Origin of the sequence: Ruegeria marisflavi (assembly GCF_025673445.1) — a bacterium.
GTDB classification, from domain to species: Bacteria; Pseudomonadota; Alphaproteobacteria; order Rhodobacterales; family Rhodobacteraceae; genus Ruegeria_B; species Ruegeria_B marisflavi.
Map to the genome: position 1 here is coordinate 1 of NZ_JAOVQN010000042.1, position 16,449 is coordinate 16,449.

At 60.5% G+C, this 16,449-nt stretch carries 23 protein-coding genes and 1 pseudogene; 8 read left to right on the forward strand and 16 right to left on the reverse strand.

Going from position 1 to position 16,449, the window contains the following annotated elements:
• Positions 1-326: 326 nt before the first annotated feature.
• Genes rpsJ through OEZ49_RS22305 form a run of 4 tightly spaced genes read left to right on the forward strand, consistent with a single transcriptional unit; the run spans position 327 to position 2,290 of the window.
• Positions 327-641: a 30S ribosomal protein S10 gene (gene rpsJ, locus OEZ49_RS22290; protein WP_005621947.1), complete on the forward strand. Its 315-nt coding sequence runs from the start codon at positions 327-329 to the stop codon at positions 639-641.
• A gap of 16 nt (positions 642-657) precedes the next feature.
• On the forward strand, positions 658-1,383 hold the full coding sequence (gene rplC / locus OEZ49_RS22295; RefSeq protein ID WP_011049497.1) for a 50S ribosomal protein L3: 726 nt from the start codon (positions 658-660) through the stop codon (positions 1,381-1,383).
• Positions 1,380-1,997 (forward strand): 50S ribosomal protein L4, encoded by a 618-nt coding sequence (gene rplD / locus OEZ49_RS22300; protein ID WP_164128500.1) that lies wholly within the window; start codon positions 1,380-1,382, stop codon positions 1,995-1,997. Before rplC ends, rplD begins: the two co-directional genes overlap by 4 nt.
• Entirely contained in the window at positions 1,994-2,290 is a 297-nt protein-coding gene (locus OEZ49_RS22305) for a 50S ribosomal protein L23 (RefSeq protein WP_093029010.1), read from the forward strand. The genes rplD and OEZ49_RS22305 overlap by 4 nt, the downstream gene beginning before the upstream one ends.
• A gap of 112 nt (positions 2,291-2,402) precedes the next feature.
• On the opposite strand, the gene OEZ49_RS22310 is transcribed toward OEZ49_RS22305, so the two are convergent.
• Together OEZ49_RS22310 and pip are read right to left on the reverse strand one after the other, a co-directional pair.
• The gene (locus OEZ49_RS22310) at positions 2,403-3,224 is read right to left on the reverse strand and encodes an ABC transporter substrate-binding protein (protein WP_263390357.1); all 822 of its coding nucleotides are present in this window, start codon (positions 3,222-3,224) and stop codon (positions 2,403-2,405) included.
• Positions 3,221-4,198, reverse strand: coding sequence for a prolyl aminopeptidase (gene pip / locus OEZ49_RS22315; RefSeq protein ID WP_263390358.1), 978 nt, complete (start codon positions 4,196-4,198; stop codon positions 3,221-3,223). The genes OEZ49_RS22310 and pip overlap by 4 nt, the downstream gene beginning before the upstream one ends.
• Before the next feature lie 49 nt (positions 4,199-4,247).
• Between pip and ubiG the strand changes: the two genes are divergently transcribed.
• Positions 4,248-4,994: a bifunctional 2-polyprenyl-6-hydroxyphenol methylase/3-demethylubiquinol 3-O-methyltransferase UbiG gene (gene ubiG, locus OEZ49_RS22320; protein WP_263390359.1), complete on the forward strand. Its 747-nt coding sequence runs from the start codon at positions 4,248-4,250 to the stop codon at positions 4,992-4,994.
• An 18-nt stretch (positions 4,995-5,012) separates the two neighbouring features.
• Here the strand turns inward: ubiG and OEZ49_RS22325 are convergent, their stop codons facing one another.
• The 4 genes from OEZ49_RS22325 to OEZ49_RS22340 all read right to left on the reverse strand — a co-directional run bounded on the left by OEZ49_RS22325 (position 5,013) and on the right by OEZ49_RS22340 (position 7,373).
• A complete protein-coding gene (locus OEZ49_RS22325; protein WP_263390360.1) occupies positions 5,013-5,453 on the reverse strand; it encodes a MarR family winged helix-turn-helix transcriptional regulator in 441 nt (146 codons plus the stop codon).
• A gap of 12 nt (positions 5,454-5,465) precedes the next feature.
• A complete protein-coding gene (locus OEZ49_RS22330) occupies positions 5,466-6,296 on the reverse strand; it encodes a carbon-nitrogen hydrolase family protein (RefSeq protein WP_263390361.1) in 831 nt (276 codons plus the stop codon).
• Entirely contained in the window at positions 6,293-6,553 is a 261-nt protein-coding gene (gene grxC, locus OEZ49_RS22335; RefSeq protein WP_263390362.1) for a glutaredoxin 3, read from the reverse strand. The genes OEZ49_RS22330 and grxC overlap by 4 nt, the downstream gene beginning before the upstream one ends.
• Positions 6,554-6,644: 91 nt before the next feature.
• Entirely contained in the window at positions 6,645-7,373 is a 729-nt protein-coding gene (locus OEZ49_RS22340) for a ComF family protein (RefSeq protein ID WP_263390363.1), read from the reverse strand.
• A 16-nt stretch (positions 7,374-7,389) separates the two neighbouring features.
• Here OEZ49_RS22340 and OEZ49_RS22345 point away from each other — a divergent pair, with 16 nt between their 5' ends.
• Both OEZ49_RS22345 and hemH read left to right on the forward strand, forming a co-directional pair.
• Positions 7,390-8,223: a methyltransferase domain-containing protein gene (locus tag OEZ49_RS22345; protein ID WP_263390364.1), complete on the forward strand. Its 834-nt coding sequence runs from the start codon at positions 7,390-7,392 to the stop codon at positions 8,221-8,223.
• A gap of 57 nt (positions 8,224-8,280) precedes the next feature.
• A complete protein-coding gene (gene hemH, locus OEZ49_RS22350; protein ID WP_263390365.1) occupies positions 8,281-9,330 on the forward strand; it encodes a ferrochelatase in 1,050 nt (349 codons plus the stop codon).
• 81 nt (positions 9,331-9,411) lie between these two features.
• On the opposite strand, the gene OEZ49_RS22355 is transcribed toward hemH, so the two are convergent.
• The gene (locus OEZ49_RS22355; RefSeq protein WP_093032657.1) at positions 9,412-9,597 is read right to left on the reverse strand and encodes a hypothetical protein; all 186 of its coding nucleotides are present in this window, start codon (positions 9,595-9,597) and stop codon (positions 9,412-9,414) included.
• Positions 9,598-9,737: 140 nt separating this feature from the next.
• Positions 9,738-10,337, reverse strand: a complete 600-nt coding sequence (locus OEZ49_RS22360) for a L,D-transpeptidase (RefSeq protein WP_263390366.1) — start codon at positions 10,335-10,337, stop codon at positions 9,738-9,740.
• 166 nt (positions 10,338-10,503) lie between these two features.
• Between OEZ49_RS22360 and OEZ49_RS22365 the strand changes: the two genes are divergently transcribed.
• Positions 10,504-11,013 carry a CAP domain-containing protein gene (locus OEZ49_RS22365; protein WP_263390367.1) on the forward strand — a complete coding sequence of 170 codons (510 nt, stop codon included), beginning with the start codon at positions 10,504-10,506 and terminating at the stop codon, positions 11,011-11,013.
• A gap of 68 nt (positions 11,014-11,081) precedes the next feature.
• On the opposite strand, the gene OEZ49_RS22370 is transcribed toward OEZ49_RS22365, so the two are convergent.
• The 8 genes and pseudogenes from OEZ49_RS22370 to OEZ49_RS22405 all read right to left on the reverse strand — a co-directional run.
• Positions 11,082-11,546 carry a PTS sugar transporter subunit IIA gene (locus OEZ49_RS22370; protein ID WP_164128488.1) on the reverse strand — a complete coding sequence of 155 codons (465 nt, stop codon included), beginning with the start codon at positions 11,544-11,546 and terminating at the stop codon, positions 11,082-11,084.
• A 64-nt stretch (positions 11,547-11,610) separates the two neighbouring features.
• Complete coding sequence (gene hpf / locus OEZ49_RS22375) at positions 11,611-12,174, reverse strand: ribosome hibernation-promoting factor, HPF/YfiA family (protein WP_263390368.1); 564 nt, start codon at positions 12,172-12,174, stop codon at positions 11,611-11,613.
• A gap of 251 nt (positions 12,175-12,425) precedes the next feature.
• The gene (gene lptB, locus OEZ49_RS22380; protein ID WP_164128486.1) at positions 12,426-13,184 is read right to left on the reverse strand and encodes an LPS export ABC transporter ATP-binding protein; all 759 of its coding nucleotides are present in this window, start codon (positions 13,182-13,184) and stop codon (positions 12,426-12,428) included.
• Positions 13,184-13,675: an LptA/OstA family protein gene (locus tag OEZ49_RS22385; RefSeq protein WP_397545701.1), complete on the reverse strand. Its 492-nt coding sequence runs from the start codon at positions 13,673-13,675 to the stop codon at positions 13,184-13,186. The genes lptB and OEZ49_RS22385 overlap by 1 nt, the downstream gene beginning before the upstream one ends.
• Positions 13,676-13,678: 3 nt before the next feature.
• The gene (locus OEZ49_RS22390; RefSeq protein ID WP_263390369.1) at positions 13,679-14,284 is read right to left on the reverse strand and encodes a hypothetical protein; all 606 of its coding nucleotides are present in this window, start codon (positions 14,282-14,284) and stop codon (positions 13,679-13,681) included.
• A 3-nt stretch (positions 14,285-14,287) separates the two neighbouring features.
• Positions 14,288-15,256 (reverse strand): KpsF/GutQ family sugar-phosphate isomerase, encoded by a 969-nt coding sequence (locus OEZ49_RS22395; RefSeq protein WP_263390370.1) that lies wholly within the window; start codon positions 15,254-15,256, stop codon positions 14,288-14,290.
• The gene (locus OEZ49_RS22400; protein WP_263390371.1) at positions 15,253-15,867 is read right to left on the reverse strand and encodes a ribonuclease D; all 615 of its coding nucleotides are present in this window, start codon (positions 15,865-15,867) and stop codon (positions 15,253-15,255) included. The genes OEZ49_RS22395 and OEZ49_RS22400 overlap by 4 nt, the downstream gene beginning before the upstream one ends.
• Before the next feature lie 246 nt (positions 15,868-16,113).
• Positions 16,114-16,449 (reverse strand): annotated as a pseudogene (locus tag OEZ49_RS22405) (hypothetical protein); the annotation flags it as partial.

Below are 16,449 nucleotides of genomic sequence, written 5' to 3' on the forward strand. Positions count from 1 at the left end.
GTGGTTTCCAAAATTATCGAATAATTTTGGAAAGCGGTGGGCGGCCGTTGCTCCGCAGGAGCACCGAGCGCCCGCACTGTTGATCTAAGGAGAGGCCGCCCAATCAGGGCGGCCTTTTCAATGGCATGGCTGGAACACACCGCTGAGCTTTCGTGTTGGGAAATGAGGCATTTCCCCCTTGCCACGCTCCCCGTCCCCTAGTATAGCGCGCGAGTTCTCCATGAGAATGTGACGGCGGGATGATTCCCGCCGTTTGGGTTCGACGAGGGTTGGCGGTGAGCGCTTGTCCTCCTCTCAACCCCAACGCCTGACAAAAAGGCATGACAATGCAAAGCCAAAATATCCGTATCCGGCTGAAGGCATTTGACTATCGCGTTCTGGACGCCAGCACGCAAGAGATCGTCAACACTGCCAAGCGGACCGGCGCGCAGGTGCGCGGCCCGATCCCGCTGCCGAACAAGATCGAGAAGTTCACGGTTCTCCGTGGCCCTCACGTCGACAAGAAAAGCCGTGACCAGTTCGAGATCCGCACTCACAAGCGGCTCCTGGATATCGTTGATCCGACCCCGCAGACGGTGGACGCGCTGATGAAGCTCGACCTCGCCGCCGGCGTGGACGTCGAGATCAAGCTGCAGTCGTAAGATCGGAGGGTAGAGAATGCGTTCCGGTATTATCGCAAAGAAAGTCGGCATGACCCGGCTGTTCATGGAAGACGGCAAGCAGATCCCTGTGACCGTTCTTCAACTGGACAACCTGCAGGTCGTCGCCCAGCGCACCACCGAGAAGGACGGCTATACCGCCGTTCAGCTGGGTGCAGGCACCCCCAAGATCAAGCGCGTGTCCAAGGCCATGCGCGGCCATTTCGCCGCACAGAAGGTCGAGCCCAAGCGCAAGCTGGCCGAGTTTCGCGTGTCCGAAGACGCGCTGATCGAAGTTGGCGCCGAGATCTCGGCCGAGCACTTCCTGACCGGCCAGAAGGTCGACGTGTCGGGAACCTCGATCGGTAAGGGTTTCGCCGGTGCCATGAAGCGCCACAACTTCGGTGGTCTGCGCGCCTCGCACGGCGTGTCGATCAGCCACCGTTCGCACGGCTCCACCGGTCAGTGTCAGGACCCGGGCCGCGTGTTCAAGGGCAAGAAGATGGCCGGTCACATGGGTGCTGCCCGTGTCACCACCCAGAACCTCGAAGTCGTGAAAACCGACGCCGAGCGTGGTCTGGTCTTCATCAAGGGCGCCGTGCCCGGTCCGAAGTCCGGCTGGGTCACCGTCAAGGATGCCGTCAAGAAAAAAGCACCGGAAGGCTTGCCCTTCCCGGCTGCTGTGAAATCGGCCGCAACCGAAGCACCTGTTGCCGAAGCGCCCGCCGAAGGGGGTGAAGCATGAAACTCGATGTGATCAAACTCGACGGCTCCAAAGCCGGTGACATCGACCTTGACGAGGCCCTGTTCGGGCTGGAACCGCGTGCGGACATCCTGCACCGCGTGGTCCGTTGGCAGCGCAACAACGCGCAGGCCGGCACTCACAAGGTTCTGACCAAGTCGGAAGTCAGCTACTCGACCAAGAAGATCTACCGCCAGAAGGGCACCGGTGGCGCGCGTCATGGTTCGCGCAAATCGCCGACCTTCCGTCACGGTGGTGTCTACAAGGGTCCGACCCCGCGGTCTCACGGCCACGAGCTGACCAAGAAGTTCCGTGCCCTCGGCCTGCGCCACGCGCTGTCGGCCAAGGCCAAGGCAGGTGAACTGGTCGTGATCGAGTCCGCTGAGTCCGAAGGCAAGACCTCGGCACTCGCCAAGCAGGTCAAGAACCTTGGTTGGAAGCGCGCCCTGATCATCGACGGTGCCGCGGTCAACGAAGGGTTCGCCCGCGCCGCGCGCAACATCGAAGGTCTGGATATCCTGCCGTCGATGGGCGCAAACGTCTATGACATCCTCAAGCGTGACACCCTGGTGCTCACCAAGGCGGCTGTCGAAGCACTGGAGGCTCGTCTGAAATGAGCGCGAAAGCACAACATTACGACGTGATCCGCAAGCCGATCATCACCGAGAAATCGACCATGGCCTCGGAAAACGGCGCCGTGGTGTTCGAAGTGGCGATCGACAGCAACAAGCCGCAGATCAAAGAAGCGGTCGAAGCGCTGTTCGGTGTCAAGGTGAAAGCGGTCAACACCACCGTCACCAAAGGCAAAGTCAAGCGTTTCCGCGGCCAGCTGGGCAAGCGTAAGGACGTCAAGAAAGCCTACGTGACCCTCGAAGAGGGCAACACCATCGACGTGTCGACCGGCCTCTGATCCGGACGTCGTTTGGACAAAAAGGAACCCCCGCCGAAAGGCGGGGGTTTTCCTTTGTGGTGTATGGGTTCGATCGCCGCCATGTGCCTGAGCCAACTCCGCCATCGGCCAGTCAGGCGATCCACCAGCGTTCCGCGATACGTCCGTCGTCCAATGGTGTGCGCTGGCTGATTTGACGTGGCAAGCCAACGCTGGGTGCTATCGCAAGGGTCATTGCGTCTTCGGACGGGTGGTAGCGAAAGCGGGGTCGCTCCCGCAATCCTTCGGGCTGTGGGAGCGCCGCCACATCGACAAAACCGTCGCGCAGCGCCTCGGCCCGCACAGCGGCATCCGGGATCACGATCACTTCGACTGTATCGACCCAACCGGCCTGACCCGTCTTGTAATGTTCCGCGACACGGCGGGCCAGGAAATGGCGATTGTCCTGGGCGCGTTCGACCCGGTAACATCCGGTGCCTATGGCTTGCTCCAGCGGGCTGACATGCGCGCCCGCGCGGACAATGGCAAAACAGCTGTCGGCCAAACGGAAGGGCAGACCAGGGTCGGGCAAAGCCAATTCCAGCCTGACACTCGACGGGGCCTCGACCTCTGCCAGCCCGATTTCCGCCAGCGAAGACACGACGTCGGCGGCGGTCAGCGCCGCTCCATCGTGAAACCGGACATCTGTCCTCAGATCGAACTTCCAGACCCGTCCATCCGCCTCGGATTGCCAGCCTGTTGCCAGTTCACCCCGCAACGTTCCGTCCGGTGCGATCTCGGTCAGGGTGTCGAACACTGCGCCCCGGGCGATCTGTTCCAGACTGTCATCGCGCGGCACGGCCAGACGCAGATGCCCGCCTGGTTTTGGCCGGTCCGACAGTGACATTCCAGCCGCCGCCAACAGCGCCGCGGCAGCACCTGACGCAAACAGGGCACGGCGGTCGATGCGGGTCATGTCCGCCCCTCGGCGATGCGATCCATGATGCGCACCAGTTCGGCACTGATGCCCGGCTCTGACAGCGCATGGCCGGCATTCCGCACCATCCTCAGCTCTGCACTGGGCCACACCTCGCTGATCCGCCAGGCGGACGTCGGGGGGCAAATCATGTCGTATCGACCCTGCACGATATGGCCGGGGATGTGTGAAATCCGGTCCATATTAGCTATGATCTGGCCGTCGAATTCCAGAAACCCGTCATTGATGAAATAGTGATTCTCAAGCCGGGCAAAGGCGCGTGCGTAATCGCCCGGGCTTTCGCCGGATGCGCCGTTGGAATGAATGGAGGCAAGTGCGTTTTCCCAGGCGGACCAAGCGCGGCCATAGCGGATTTCCTGGGTGATATCGCCCGAGAACAGTCGCTTGTGATAGGCGGCGATCAGGTTGCCGCGTTCGGCCTCGGGAATAAGCGATACAAAGCGCTCCCAGGGTTCGGGCCAGAACTTGCCTGCGCCGCCGCCATAGAACCAATCCAGTTCCGATTGCGTCATCAGGAAAACGCCGCGCAGCACCAGCCGGGTTACGCTTTCAGGATGGGTCTGGGCATAGATCAGCGCCAGTGTGGCGCCCCAACTGCCGCCAAAAACGATCCAGTTGTCGATATCCAGTGCATGCCGGATGCGTTCGATATCGGCCACCAGATGCCAGGTGGTATTGTTCTCGACCGAGGCATGCGGGCGCGACCGGCCACAACCACGCTGGTCAAATAGAATCACCCGGTAGACCGAGGGGTCGAAATACCGTCGCATCGCCGGGCTGCATCCGCCGCCGGGCCCGCCATGCAGCACGACGACCGGGATGCCGTTCGGATTGCCGCATTGTTCCACGTATATCTGGTGTCCCTGGCCAACACCCAGCATGCGCTGATCAAAGGCGTCGATCGGCGGGTACAGATATTGCACTGCGCGCTTTTGGTCCGGGTACTTGTCCATTACAGCCCTATATAGTCCGCAAAGGGTAAAAGAGCATACGGAGACAGGAATGCAAGCGCATCCGAACACGGTCGACCCGGCCGAGATCGCAAAATTCGAAGCGATGGCCGCCGAGTGGTGGGACCCGCATGGGAAATTCAAGCCGCTCCATATGTTGAACCCTTGTCGGCTCGACTATATCACGCAACAGATCGCCGGTGAATTCGACCGTGATCTGACGCTGGAAAAACCCTTTGCCGGTTTGCGGCTGCTGGATATCGGATGCGGCGGCGGCCTGCTCAGCGAGCCGATGGCGCGTCTTGGGGCCGAGGTGGTGGGCGCCGATGCAGCCGAGCGCAATCTGCCAGTGGCCCGGATCCATGCAGACCAATCCGGTCTGGAGATCGACTATCGACATACCACGGCCGAAGCCATGGCAGCCGCAGGCGAGCAGTTCGACGTGGTGCTGAACATGGAGGTGGTCGAGCACGTGGCCGATCCGCAGTCCTACCTGGCCGCCACCCGGGACCTTCTGAAACCCGGCGGTCTTGAGATTTGCTCGACTATCAACCGCAACCCCAAGTCCTATGCCATGGCAATCTTTGGGGCCGAAGTGATCATGCGCTGGCTGCCGCGCGGCACCCATGAATGGTCGAAGTTCATCACCCCGGACGAGTTGTTCGACCTGCTACGTCAGTCCGGGCTGGATCCGGTGGACCGCAAGGGTTTTGTGTTCAACCCTGTGACCTGGCAGTGGTCGATTTCAGACAGGGATCTCAGCGTCAACTATGTGACGGCGAGCATAAGGCGAGAGTAACCCGGTCCCCGGAGCGGCTTACTCTTCCTCAAGCCGGATGCGCAAATCGCGCAGCACTGGCAGTGCCAGCCTGACGCGCTCAACACCCAGTTCACCAACCACCCGTCGAATGAGCGGTCCGATTGAAGAGATTGCCTGATCCCGTGCCTGTCGCCCTGCGGGGCTGATCGCCACCATCTTGCGGCGTGCATCGTCCCAATCGGGACGGATGTGGATGTATCCGGCCCATTCCAGCTTTGCCAGCGTATTGGTCATCGCGCCGCGCGTCACATGAAAGGTGCTGGCCAGTTGGGCAGGTGTTCGTTCTCCACCAACAAACACCAGATGATTCAGCACTGAGAAATGCGAAATTTCCATGCCTTTGGGCAGCACCCGGCTCAGCCGGTTGCGCAATAACTGATCGGCGGTAAGGATCTCGCTGAACAGCGATACCGCCAGGGCATGAGTGTCATCGGTCATCAGACTTCTGGGTCAGGGTCCATCGAACGCGCGCACATGAGTCAAACTTGGGACTCTGCGCCGTGCTTCTGTAACAGACTTATCATCCAGATCAAAAATGTGAATGCCAGGATTGGTGCCTGCGTCGATCAGCACCTCGCCCCACGGTGCAACTACCAAGCTGTGACCGTGTGTGCGGCGTGGTTTTCCACGGCTCAGCTTGTGGTCGCCGGTCTGCGCTGGTGCCAGGACCCAGCAGCCGGTTTCGATCGCCCGCGCCTGTAACAAAGGTTCCCAATGGGCGGCGCCGGTAACCGGCGAAAACGCGGCCGGGACCGTCAGAATGGTGGCGCCCGCCTGTGCTAGCGCGGCATGCAGATGCGGAAACCGCAGGTCGTAGCAGATTGTCATGCCAACCTTGCCGAAATCGGTTTCGGCCAGAACCGCCCGTTGGCCCGGGCGGTAGTTGGCCGATTCGCGAAAGGTTTCGGTCTCGGTCACTTGCACATCGAACATGTGGATCTTGTCGTAGCGGGCCACAATCTGTCCCTGCGGCCCGATCATGAAAGACCGGTTGGCGAATCGCCCGTCGGGGTCATGGGTCTTGATCCCCAGTGATCCGATCAGCAGCCATATCCCCAATTCCGCCGCCTGCGCCCGCAGGCCCGCCAGCGTGATGTCGTCCTCTTCGTGCTGCAAGAGCTCGCGCTGCCGTGTGGTGCTGGTCGACAGACAGTTCGTGACCTCGGGCGTCAGCACCCAGTGCGCGCCTTGGGCTGCTGCATCGGCCACCATCGCCCGCACCATGTTGAGGTTCTCGGCCGGATCGTCGGACGAGCTGATCTGTAACAGCGCGGTTTTCATCCGTTCGCCAGTATTGGATCGAGCTTGCCGTCCTCTTCGAGGTCGAACAAATCGTCGCAACCGCCGACATGGACCCCGCCAATAAAGATCTGCGGCACCGTGCGACGGCCGCCCGCGCGCTTGATCATCTCTGGTTTGCGCCCCGGATTGGTCAGGACATTGATTTCGGTGAATTCAACGCCCTTCTTGTTCAACAGCCGTTTGGCTGCGTGGCAATATCCGCAGAGCGGCGAGGTGTAGATTTCTACGGGTTTCATGACGTGATCCTTCGAGTTTGCGCCAATCTAGTGCATTTCCGGGAAAAGTGGAGACCGGTTATGCGTGTCCTGGATCCGGAATCTCAGTGAACTAGGTGTCGCGCGATACGCGCGCCAGAGCCAATACGAAAACTTGATTGGCGCCTGCGTCCAGACAGGCCTGCGCGCAAGCCGCAAAGGTTGCGCCCGAGGTCATCACGTCATCGACCAGCAAAACGTTTTGGCCTGTCATCCGGTGCCTGCGGCGCGGATGGGCGCCGATGGCGCCGATCAGAAGTTCGTCGCGCTGCGCCGCTGTCATACCCTCCAGCATTGGGGTTGCCACCAAACGGACCAGCAGGTCCGGGCAGACGGGCAGGCCAGTCGCGCGCCCGACGCTTTGGGCCAGCAGCGCCGACTGGTTGTAGCGCCGCCGCGCCAGCCGGGTCCAATGCAGCGGCACCGGTGCAATCAGCATACTGTCACGCAGGACAGGTTTGGCCGCCCGCGCCATCCAAAGGCCCGCAGGCCGCGCCAGTTCTGGTCGGTCACCGTGCTTCAGCGCCAGGATGATCCGGCGGGCCCGACCCGAATACAGCAAGGCAGATCGCCCGTCTGTCCACGGGCGCGGATGCGCCATGCAGTCGTCGCATTCGATCCGGTGCCCGTCTGTGGCCCCGATCAGCGGCACGCCGCAGCTTTCGCAGACGGTGCCGTCGATAAAAGGCGTATCGCGCCAGCAGGTGCCGCATAGGCCGAAATCCGACGTTACCAGATCGCCGCACCCCAAGCATCGCGGTGGGTAGATTGCCTCGATCACGGTTTGAATTTTCTGCCACATGGGTTAGGTGCGCCTCATGAAACCACCAAGCCATCAGATCGCCCCCGACTTGGTCGATCGCTCCGCTCTTGCCGCACGTCGGCGCCGGGTTCGCGAAGACGCCCTTTTCCTCCATCGTGCCGCGCTGGACGAGGTGCAGGATCGCCTGTCGATGGTTAACAGAACCTTTACGGATGTTGCGATCGTGACACCCATTCCGCAAATCTGGACAGGTGCTTTTGGCTCTGCCCGGATCGTCGAGGATGCCGAGGTGCTCGCTCTGACCGAGGCAAGTTGCGATCTTGTGGTGCACGCCATGGCGCTGCACTGGGCCAATGATCCTGTCGGCCAGCTGATCCAGTGCCGCAGGGCGTTGCGCCCCGACGGGCTGTTGCTTGCGGTCTGCCTGGGCGGTCAGACACTGTCCGAGCTGCGTGCCGTGTTCGCTCAGGCTGAGGTCGAGGTTTCCGGAGGTCTCAGCCCGCGGGTCGCGCCGATGGCCGAGATCCGCGATCTGGGCGCGCTGTTACAGCGCGCAGGCCTCGCGCTGCCCGTTGCCGACAGCCTTAGCCTGACGGCAGAGTATCGCGATCTCTGGCACCTGATGCATGACCTGCGCGGCATGGGGGAAACCAACGCACTCTCTGGCCGTCTGCGCCACCCGACGCGGCGGGCGGTCTTTGAACGGGCCGCGACTATCTACGCAGACCATCATGCGACTCCCGTCGGCCGTCTGCCCGCCACCTTCGAGATGATCTGCCTGACCGGCTGGGCGCCCGACGAAAGCCAACCGAAACCCCTGCGCCCCGGCTCCGCCCAGATGCGCCTTGCGGCGGCCTTGGGCGCTGACGAGACCAGCCTGCCGGATTGACGGCGCGGGATATCCGGTTATCTCAGGTCGAAACCGACAAAATTCAGGAAGCCAGATATGTTCGATGCTACCCGTCCCGCCCATGCCCCGGCCGACCACCCAAAGGTCAAGATGGGGCGCGTCGGTGTCCTGATCGCCAATCTCGGCACGCCTGACGATTACACGTACTGGCCCATGCGGCGGTATCTGAACGAGTTCCTGTCGGATAAGCGGGTGATCGACTATCCCGCCTGGAAATGGCAGCCGATCCTTCAGGCGATCATCCTGACCAAGCGGCCGTTCAGTTCGGGGGCGGCATACAAGTCGATCTGGAACCACGACAAGGGCGAAAGCCCGCTGATGACCATCACCAGGGAACAGACGGAAAAGCTGCGCGCGGCGCTGACCGCGCGCTACGGCGATACGGTGATGGTCGATTTCTGCATGCGCTACGGAAACCCCTCGACCAAGTCCAAGGTGCGCCAGATGGTGACCGAAGGGTGCGACCGGATCTTGTTCTTCCCGCTCTATCCGCAATATGCTGGCGCCACGACGGCAACGGCGAATGACCAGTTCTTTCGCGCATTGATGGAGGAAGCCTGGCAACCCGCCGCCCGGACGGTGCCCGCCTATTTCGACCAGCCCGCCTATATCGACGCGCTGGCGCAATCGGTCGAACAGGCCTATGCGGCGATGGACCGCCAGCCCGATATGCTGGTCTGCTCGTATCACGGCATGCCCGAGCGCTATCTGATGCAGGGCGATCCGTATCATTGCCAATGCGCCAAGACCTCGCGCTTGTTGCGCGAGCGCCTGGGATGGGACGAATCAAAGCTGATCTCGACCTTTCAGTCGAAATTCGGTCCCGAGGAATGGCTAAAACCTTACACCGTTGACTACGTCGCCGAACTGGCGCGGCAGGGGAAGAAGAACATTGCGGTCATCGCCCCAGCATTCTCCTCCGATTGCATCGAAACGCTGGAAGAGATCAACGAAGAGATTCGCGAAAGCTTTGAACACGCGGGCGGCGAGACGTTCACCTATATTCCCTGCCTGAACGATCAGAAGGCCCATATCGCGGCGTTGGCCGCGGTGGTCGAAAACAACCTGCGCGGCTGGCTGGACTGAACCAATAGGTCGGGATTGGGAAAAAGAAAAAGGCGGTGGGGATCCCACCGCCTTTCTCGTGACTGGCCAGGGGCCAATCTATTAGTTGTTCGCTGCGACTGCAACGCCGACCAGAACCAGCAGGATCAGCGGCAGCAGGATGCCGCTCGACGAGCTCTGGGTCTCTTCGACGATGACCGGTGCTTCAACGACCGGCTCCGACAGGTTGCCTGCGAATGCGGTCGAAGCTGCGGCGGACAGAGCAGCGGCGAGAACGAGTTTCTTCATGTTAACCTCCAGTATTTGCGCGATTCTCCAATACGTGAACCGCGCACCCAAGACTTACCTCGTGAGTTTTTCTAACCAGCTATCAGCTTGGATTGCAAACGGTTGTTGTAGTGAACATCCTTTTGTGAGCCGCGATGTCGTCAAATTAGCAACACCTGCGTGCCTACTTTAGCGAATTCGAACAGTTCGGAAATATGTTCGTTGTACAACCCAATGCATCCGTTCGATGATCTGCGCCCGATCTTGCGAGTGTCGTGGGTTCCGTGGATTCGGTAATATTGCCAGCTCAGGTACAACGCGTGGGTACCCAGGGGATTATCTGGCCCAGGGGGAATGTAATCGGGCCATTCCGGGTTGCGCTTTTTCATCGACGGTGTCGGCGACCAACTGGGGCCGACGACTTTTCGAATCACGCTTGTACGTCCGCGGCGCGTTAATTCGTCGGTCAGCGGTACAGAGGACGGGTACAGCTTATAGATGCTCTGATCCTCGGACCAGTAGTGCAGCGCGCGCGATACCGTATCGACCAGAATCGCCCCATTGCGGGTGTTTGAGAAGTAGGGCTGCCATGAAAGTGCCCGAAAACTCGAGATATTTCGGCGCACCGGTGCCTCAGGGGCAGGTGCGGGCCGGGTCGGGTCGTTCGGTATGAATTGGGCCAACGCTGGCGCGCCGAGGGTCGAGGCGGCACCGATCAGAAAGGTGCGTCGGGTCGCTTGAACGGATGGTTTCTTTACCATTTGATCTGACCTTTATTCATGGAAACAAAAATGACACGCCGATAATATGGCCGGGGGGACGCAGTCGCAATCAATCTGACGATGCCGGCCGGTCCCGGGCAGGCAAGATTTGCATCGGGGCGGGTCACGCGCTATCTGAAACCCCGATGAATGTTTCGGTGAGACCATGGCGCGACTGATTTCTCTACTGGTAATCTGCTTTCTTGGGCTGGCGGCCTGTACCGACACTGGGCCGGCCCAGTTGGGCTCGGATGGCAGGCCACTGCCGAAGGCGTATAAAATCCGTGGAAACCCGGCGACTTTGCAGTTTCGCATGCTCGACTCGGTGAACGCGCTCCGGCAGGCGTCCGGCTTGAGTCCTGTGCAATTGAACCCTCAACTTAACGCTGCGGCCGCGACTCATGCACGTGACATGTCGGTGCAGAACCGCCCCTGGCACTTTGGCTCTGACGGGTCGTCGCCGATCGACCGTGCCGCGCGCGCCGGATATGTGGGCGTTTTCTTGGGCGAAGCGATATCGGAAACTTATGAATCCGAGGTCGAAACCCTCGCAGCTTGGATGGAAGAGCCCGGACCACGCTCTGTTATCCTGGACCCAAAGGCCATCAACATGGGGTTTGCGTGGTTCCAGGAAAACAATGGAAAGATCTGGTGGACTCTCGAAATGGGGTCCTAACAACGACGCAACGTAATAATGCAAAAGGGCCCCACCGGGGCCCTATCTCATTCAGCCTCGGTGGTCTGTCAGGCTGCTTGCAGCGGGTGTGATTCGGTCAGGATCGCATAAATCTTGGTCGGATCCGGATTTGCGCGCAGCTTGGTGCAGACTGCTTGTTCGCGCAGGGTGCGCGACACCAGGGCCAACGCCTTCAAATGTTCCACGCCGGCTTCTTCGGGCGCGAAGAGCGCAAAGGCAAGATCAACCGGAAGCCGGTCAACCGCCCCGAAGTCCAATGGTTTTTCCAACAGGACAAACGCACCGACGACGTTTTCAAGACCAGGAATGCGGGCATGCGGCAATGCCACCCCATGGCCGACACCGGTCGGGCCAAGGCTTTCGCGTTCCAGCAGCGCTTCCAGCGTTTCCTGGCTGTTCATCGCCAGTGCGCTTTCGGCCAAGTCCGCGATTTCCTGAAACAAACGCTTCTTGCTCGAAGCGGCGCCTATCACGCGAACCGCGTTCGGTTTGAGGATGCTCGAAAGCTCCATAGGGTCTTGCTCCTCACGCGTGCCTCCACCCCAGGCGGGGGCACGCTTGGTAAGTTCTTGCCGTTTACGGGTCGATCCAGCCGATATTGCCGTCTTCGCGGCGGTACACGACGTTCAGTCCGTCCTTGCTTTCATTCCGAAAAACCAACACCGGGGCTCCGGCCAGTTCCATCTGCATCACCGCCTCGCCGACCGACAGCGATGGAATCTTGGTCTCCATCTCGGCAACGATAATCGGTTGCAGCGAGTCCGGCTCGCCTTCCGCATCGGCTTCTTCAGCGGCGAGGATATAAGATGAGGCTCCGTAGAGTTCAACCGGTTCCGCACGGTCCTTGTGGTGATCCTTCAGGCGTCGTTTGTAGCGGCGCAGTTGTTTGTCCATTTTTTCGCAGCAATCGTCGAATGCCGCATAAATTTCCGTTGCGTGCGCCTTTGCCTGAGCGGTCAGGCCAGTGGAAAGGTGCACGGTTGCTTCGCATACATATTCATGCGCTGAACGGGAAAACACGACATGTGCGTCGGTCGGACGCTGCGCATACTTCGATACGACATCGCCCAGTTCCGCCTCGACATGGGTCTGCAAGGCGGCGCCAATGTCGATCTGTTTTCCGCTGATTTGATAACGCATGTGATCTCCTTCACAAATTTCACCCGTTTTGACACCGCGAAATGCGGCTTGCCTGTTATTTTTGGGTGACGGGGAATGGCAGAGCTTTCGATTGTGGCCGTTTGTTCCCTTCTGCGAAGGGTTGACCAGAAACAGCTTCGAACCGCAGCTTTGCCATAACTCTATTGAGGCAAGAGACGCGCCCACTGTCAATCACCAGCGCGGCTCCGCGACACAATTTCCACCGATCTTTCGTTGTGATCGCCGGCTTGTCACGAGATGCGGAAGTTCTCGCCCAGATAGACTCTGCGGACGTTTTCGTTTTCGACCACTTCCGATGGGCTACCAGACATCAGAACCTGCCCGTCGTGCAGGATATAGGCACGGTCGACGATTTCGAGGGTCTCGCGCACGTTGTGATCGGTGATCAGAACACCGATCCCCCGGTTCTTCAAATCCGACACCAGATGCCGGATATCCCCCACGCTGATCGGATCGACACCGGCAAAAGGCTCGTCCAACAGCAGGTACTTCGGGTCTGCCGCCAGACAGCGCGCAATTTCCACGCGTCGCCGCTCACCGCCCGACAGCGCCAGTGCCGGTGCGCGGCGCAAGTGTTCGATGGAAAAATCAGACAGCAGTTCTTCCAACCGCTCGCGTCGCTTGTGGGCATGCTTCTCGGTGATGTCCAGAACGGCCAGAATGTTGTCTTCGACGCTCAGGCCACGAAAGATCGACATTTCCTGTGGCAGGTACCCGATTCCCAGACGCGACCGCCTGTACATTGGCAGCGTGGTGGCGACCTGACCGTCGATGGTCACCTTGCCCGCCTCTGGGAAGACCAGGCCGGCAATGGAATAGAAGGTTGTTGTCTTTCCTGACCCGTTCGGGCCCAACAGCGCCACAACCTCGGAACGACCGAGTTTCATCGACACATCCCGGATTACCGTCTTCTTGCGATAAGACTTGCGCAGCTTCTCGATGATCAGGCCCGAGGACCCGTCGGTAACGGTCAAGGAAGGGCGCGCCATTACTTGTCTTCCGGGTTCAGAATCGTCTTGACCCGCCCGACCATCTGCGCGGTACCTGAAATCAGGTTGACCGTCATTTCGTTCGAGGTCAGCGCGTTCTTGCCCTGGGTCAGCAGGACATCGCCGGTCATGACGATGATGCCGGTATCAATCGAGTAGTCCGCACGCTGTGCTTGGGCCGCATCCGGGCCGCTGACCAGCACGACATCGCCGGTCGCTTCCAGCCGGTCAATGCCGGAACGTTCCTGGCTGTAGATCACCAGAACCCGTTGCGCGGACAAGCGCATCTCACCTTGTGATACCAGCACATTCCCCTTGAACTCGGCCGACCCGTCGACCTGGTTCACATCCAGGGTATCCGAGGTCACTTCGACAGGGATGGTCGGATCGGCCTTGACCGCACCGAACGCCAAATTCGTGCTTTGCGCCTGGGCCGTCACTGCGCCAAGCGTCAAGAGGATGCCAATTGTCCAAGCGCGAAAATAGATCACAGGTTATCTTTCTGACGTTTTTGGATCGTATACCAGTTTCACGCCATTCTTGAAACGAATATGGATGGAGCCGCCATCGTTTTCAGCCCCTATTTCCATTGAACCTGCGGTAAATTTCCCGATAGGTCCGGTTCCCTGGACCTCGCCGGGCGAATTCCCCGATACCCCGCTCAACGCTGTGTTGAGTTCGTCGGTCGTGACCCGGATGCCGTCGGATGTTGTGATCACTACATTGCCAGTGAACGTCGCCATATCGCGGTCCAGCTCCAATGCGCCCATGTCTGACCGCAGCTTGATCATGCGACCATTGAGCAAACGGATTTCCGCCGCAAGATCGATGGCTTCGCCCCGTGAGTCCGGGCCGCCGGGGCGGGCCAGCTTGGCCTCTACCTGGATCTGCTCACCTTGCGGCGTGACGCCGGAAAAGAATGGTCCGGTCACCTGCTGGTCGCGGGTGCGTTCGACGATCTCATCCTCCGCAAACGGAATGGGCGATCCCAGATCGACGCCACGCGATAACAGGAACACCGCCGACAACAGGGTCAGCGCTGCCAGAGGTAGGATCACCTTCAGCAATTGAACCATGCGCGAGTAGCGGTCTTGCGCCATGGCTTATCCCAGACCTACCCGCAGGCAGTCGTGAATGTGCAGCAGGCCCTTTGTTTGTCCCGGTGTCGCTGGGTCCACCACGAACAGCGAGGTGATCTTGCGCGCGTTCATGATCGCCACGGCCTCTTCTGCGAGCGCATCCGGGGCGATGGTAGTGGGATTGCGCGTCATGACCTCGGCGGCGGTCTTGTCCAGCAGGCCGGACATGTGCCGCCGCAAGTCGCCATCGGTGACGATTCCGCTCAGACGCCCGTCGGCATCGGTCACGCCCACAACACCGAACCCCTTGCGGCTGATTTCCAGCAGCGCTTTGCTCATCGGTGTTTGCAGCGAGATCAGCGGCACGGCATCGCCGGAATGCATCAGGTCCGACACCCGGCTGAGCCTTGCGCCCAGTTTGCCACCGGGGTGAAACACACGGAAATTCTCGGGCCGGAAATCGCGGAATTTCATCAGCGCGATGGCCAGCGCGTCGCCCATTGCCAGGGTGAGCGTGGTCGAGATCGAGGGGACCATGCCGAAACCGCAGGCCTCGCCCAGGGCGGGGATCAGCAAATGTACATCGGCCTGCGTCATCAGCGAGCTTTCGGACTTGCTGGACAATCCGATCAACGGGATGCCGAAGCGGCGGGTAAAGGCCAGCAAATTGGCCAGTTCCGGCGCTTCTCCCGAGTTCGAAATCGCGAGGACAACGTCGTCGTCTGATACCATGCCGAGGTCGCCGTGGCTGGCTTCGGCCGGATGTACAAAATAGGCGGGCGTTCCTGTACTGGCGAGCGTGGCCGCGATCTTGTGCCCGATGTGACCCGACTTGCCGATGCCCGACACGATCACCCGGCCCTTGGTCCGCAGGATCAGGTCGACAGCCTTGGTGAAGTCGTCACCAAGGCTTTCGGCCAATTTTTCAAGGGCATGCGCTTCGTCCAGGACGACCTGGCGGGCGATGGACAGAATGGATTCCGGGTCGGTCATGAGTGGGCAAAGATGTCGATTTCGGGCCAGCCTTCGAGGTCCAGTCTGGCACGGGTTGGCAAAAAGTCGAAGCAGGATTGCGCCAGTCCGGTGCGCCCCTCGCGCGCCAGCCGCAGGTCCAGCGCCTCGCGCAGGCGGTGCAGGTGCAGCACGTCGGAGGCCGCATAATCGAGCTGCGCTTCGGTCAGGGTCTCGGCGCCCCAATCGCTCATCTGCTGCTGTTTCGAGATGTCGACCCCCAGCAATTCCTGCGTCAGATTCTTCAGCCCGTGCCGGTCGGTATAGGTACGCACCAGCCGGCTGGCGATTTTTGTACAATAGACCGGCGCCGCCAAGGCACCGTAGGTGTTGAACAGCGCAGCGATGTCGAAGCGCCCAAAATGAAACAATTTCAATACGTTGGAATCTTCGAGCATGGCGCAGAGATTGGGTGCGGCGGTCGAACCCTTCTCGACCTGCACGATATGCGCGTTGCCGTCGCCGCCGGACATCTGCACCACACAGAGCCGGTCGCGATGCGGGTTCAACCCCATGGTCTCGCAGTCGATGGCCACAACCGGGCCCAGGTCCAGCCCGTCGGGCAGGTCGTTCTTGTAGAGATAGTTAGCCACCGAGATTTCCTTTGCGCCGTACCGGACCCGAGATAGGGCTTATGGCCTGCGAACTCAACATCAACCGCATCGGCGGGCGGGTTCTATTGTGTACAACCGGTCAGAGCCGTGAATTGACCGTTTTGTACGTGCTTCCCGCGGTGGATTGGCCGTTTTGTACGCCACCAAGGGGGGCTTGTGGGTGGCTCTGTGAACCCAAGGGGCGGACGGCATCCGCCCCCCCGAGTTCGGCACCGCTGCCGGGTTTCATCCCAGCAGGTCGAAAACATCCGATCCGATTTGCAGGTTGATCGAGGACTGCCCCTCGCCATCCACCAGCGCCCAGAGGATCTGACCCGTGGGGCGGTAGACGACGAAGGCCTCTTGCACCGCATCGTCGCCTGCGCGCTCGCCCGCAGCGTTTTCGGTGTGGGCGAAATTCACCTGGAACTGGTCGCGGGTGGCGGACGCATTGCCGAACAGGAGCACATCGCCCTCGGCGGCATTATAGTCCTGCACCCAGTCTGGCTCTGTTGCACAAATCGGCTGATAGTCGAGGCTCCGCTTTCCCCGGACAGAGTCATCCCACGGGTTTCGTGATGG

Coding starts and splice junctions, on each gene's coding strand:
- OEZ49_RS22390 (WP_263390369.1), bottom strand. CDS start 14,284: ATGGCGCAAGACCGCTACTCGCGCATGGTTCAATTGCTGAAGGTGATC.
- OEZ49_RS22365 (WP_263390367.1), top strand. CDS start 10,504: ATGGCGCGACTGATTTCTCTACTGGTAATCTGCTTTCTTGGGCTGGCG.
- ubiG (WP_263390359.1), top strand. CDS start 4,248: ATGCAAGCGCATCCGAACACGGTCGACCCGGCCGAGATCGCAAAATTC.
- OEZ49_RS22355 (WP_093032657.1), bottom strand. CDS start 9,597: ATGAAGAAACTCGTTCTCGCCGCTGCTCTGTCCGCCGCAGCTTCGACC.
- OEZ49_RS22310 (WP_263390357.1), bottom strand. CDS start 3,224: ATGACCCGCATCGACCGCCGTGCCCTGTTTGCGTCAGGTGCTGCCGCG.
- OEZ49_RS22340 (WP_263390363.1), bottom strand. CDS start 7,373: ATGTGGCAGAAAATTCAAACCGTGATCGAGGCAATCTACCCACCGCGA.
- OEZ49_RS22345 (WP_263390364.1), top strand. CDS start 7,390: ATGAAACCACCAAGCCATCAGATCGCCCCCGACTTGGTCGATCGCTCC.
- hpf (WP_263390368.1), bottom strand. CDS start 12,174: ATGCGTTATCAAATCAGCGGAAAACAGATCGACATTGGCGCCGCCTTG.
- hemH (WP_263390365.1), top strand. CDS start 8,281: ATGTTCGATGCTACCCGTCCCGCCCATGCCCCGGCCGACCACCCAAAG.
- OEZ49_RS22305 (WP_093029010.1), top strand. CDS start 1,994: ATGAGCGCGAAAGCACAACATTACGACGTGATCCGCAAGCCGATCATC.
- rpsJ (WP_005621947.1), top strand. CDS start 327: ATGCAAAGCCAAAATATCCGTATCCGGCTGAAGGCATTTGACTATCGC.
- OEZ49_RS22330 (WP_263390361.1), bottom strand. CDS start 6,296: ATGAAAACCGCGCTGTTACAGATCAGCTCGTCCGACGATCCGGCCGAG.
- rplD (WP_164128500.1), top strand. CDS start 1,380: ATGAAACTCGATGTGATCAAACTCGACGGCTCCAAAGCCGGTGACATC.
- grxC (WP_263390362.1), bottom strand. CDS start 6,553: ATGAAACCCGTAGAAATCTACACCTCGCCGCTCTGCGGATATTGCCAC.
- rplC (WP_011049497.1), top strand. CDS start 658: ATGCGTTCCGGTATTATCGCAAAGAAAGTCGGCATGACCCGGCTGTTC.
- OEZ49_RS22360 (WP_263390366.1), bottom strand. CDS start 10,337: ATGGTAAAGAAACCATCCGTTCAAGCGACCCGACGCACCTTTCTGATC.
- pip (WP_263390358.1), bottom strand. CDS start 4,198: ATGGACAAGTACCCGGACCAAAAGCGCGCAGTGCAATATCTGTACCCG.
- OEZ49_RS22395 (WP_263390370.1), bottom strand. CDS start 15,256: ATGACCGACCCGGAATCCATTCTGTCCATCGCCCGCCAGGTCGTCCTG.
- lptB (WP_164128486.1), bottom strand. CDS start 13,184: ATGGCGCGCCCTTCCTTGACCGTTACCGACGGGTCCTCGGGCCTGATC.
- OEZ49_RS22370 (WP_164128488.1), bottom strand. CDS start 11,546: ATGGAGCTTTCGAGCATCCTCAAACCGAACGCGGTTCGCGTGATAGGC.
- OEZ49_RS22325 (WP_263390360.1), bottom strand. CDS start 5,453: ATGACCGATGACACTCATGCCCTGGCGGTATCGCTGTTCAGCGAGATC.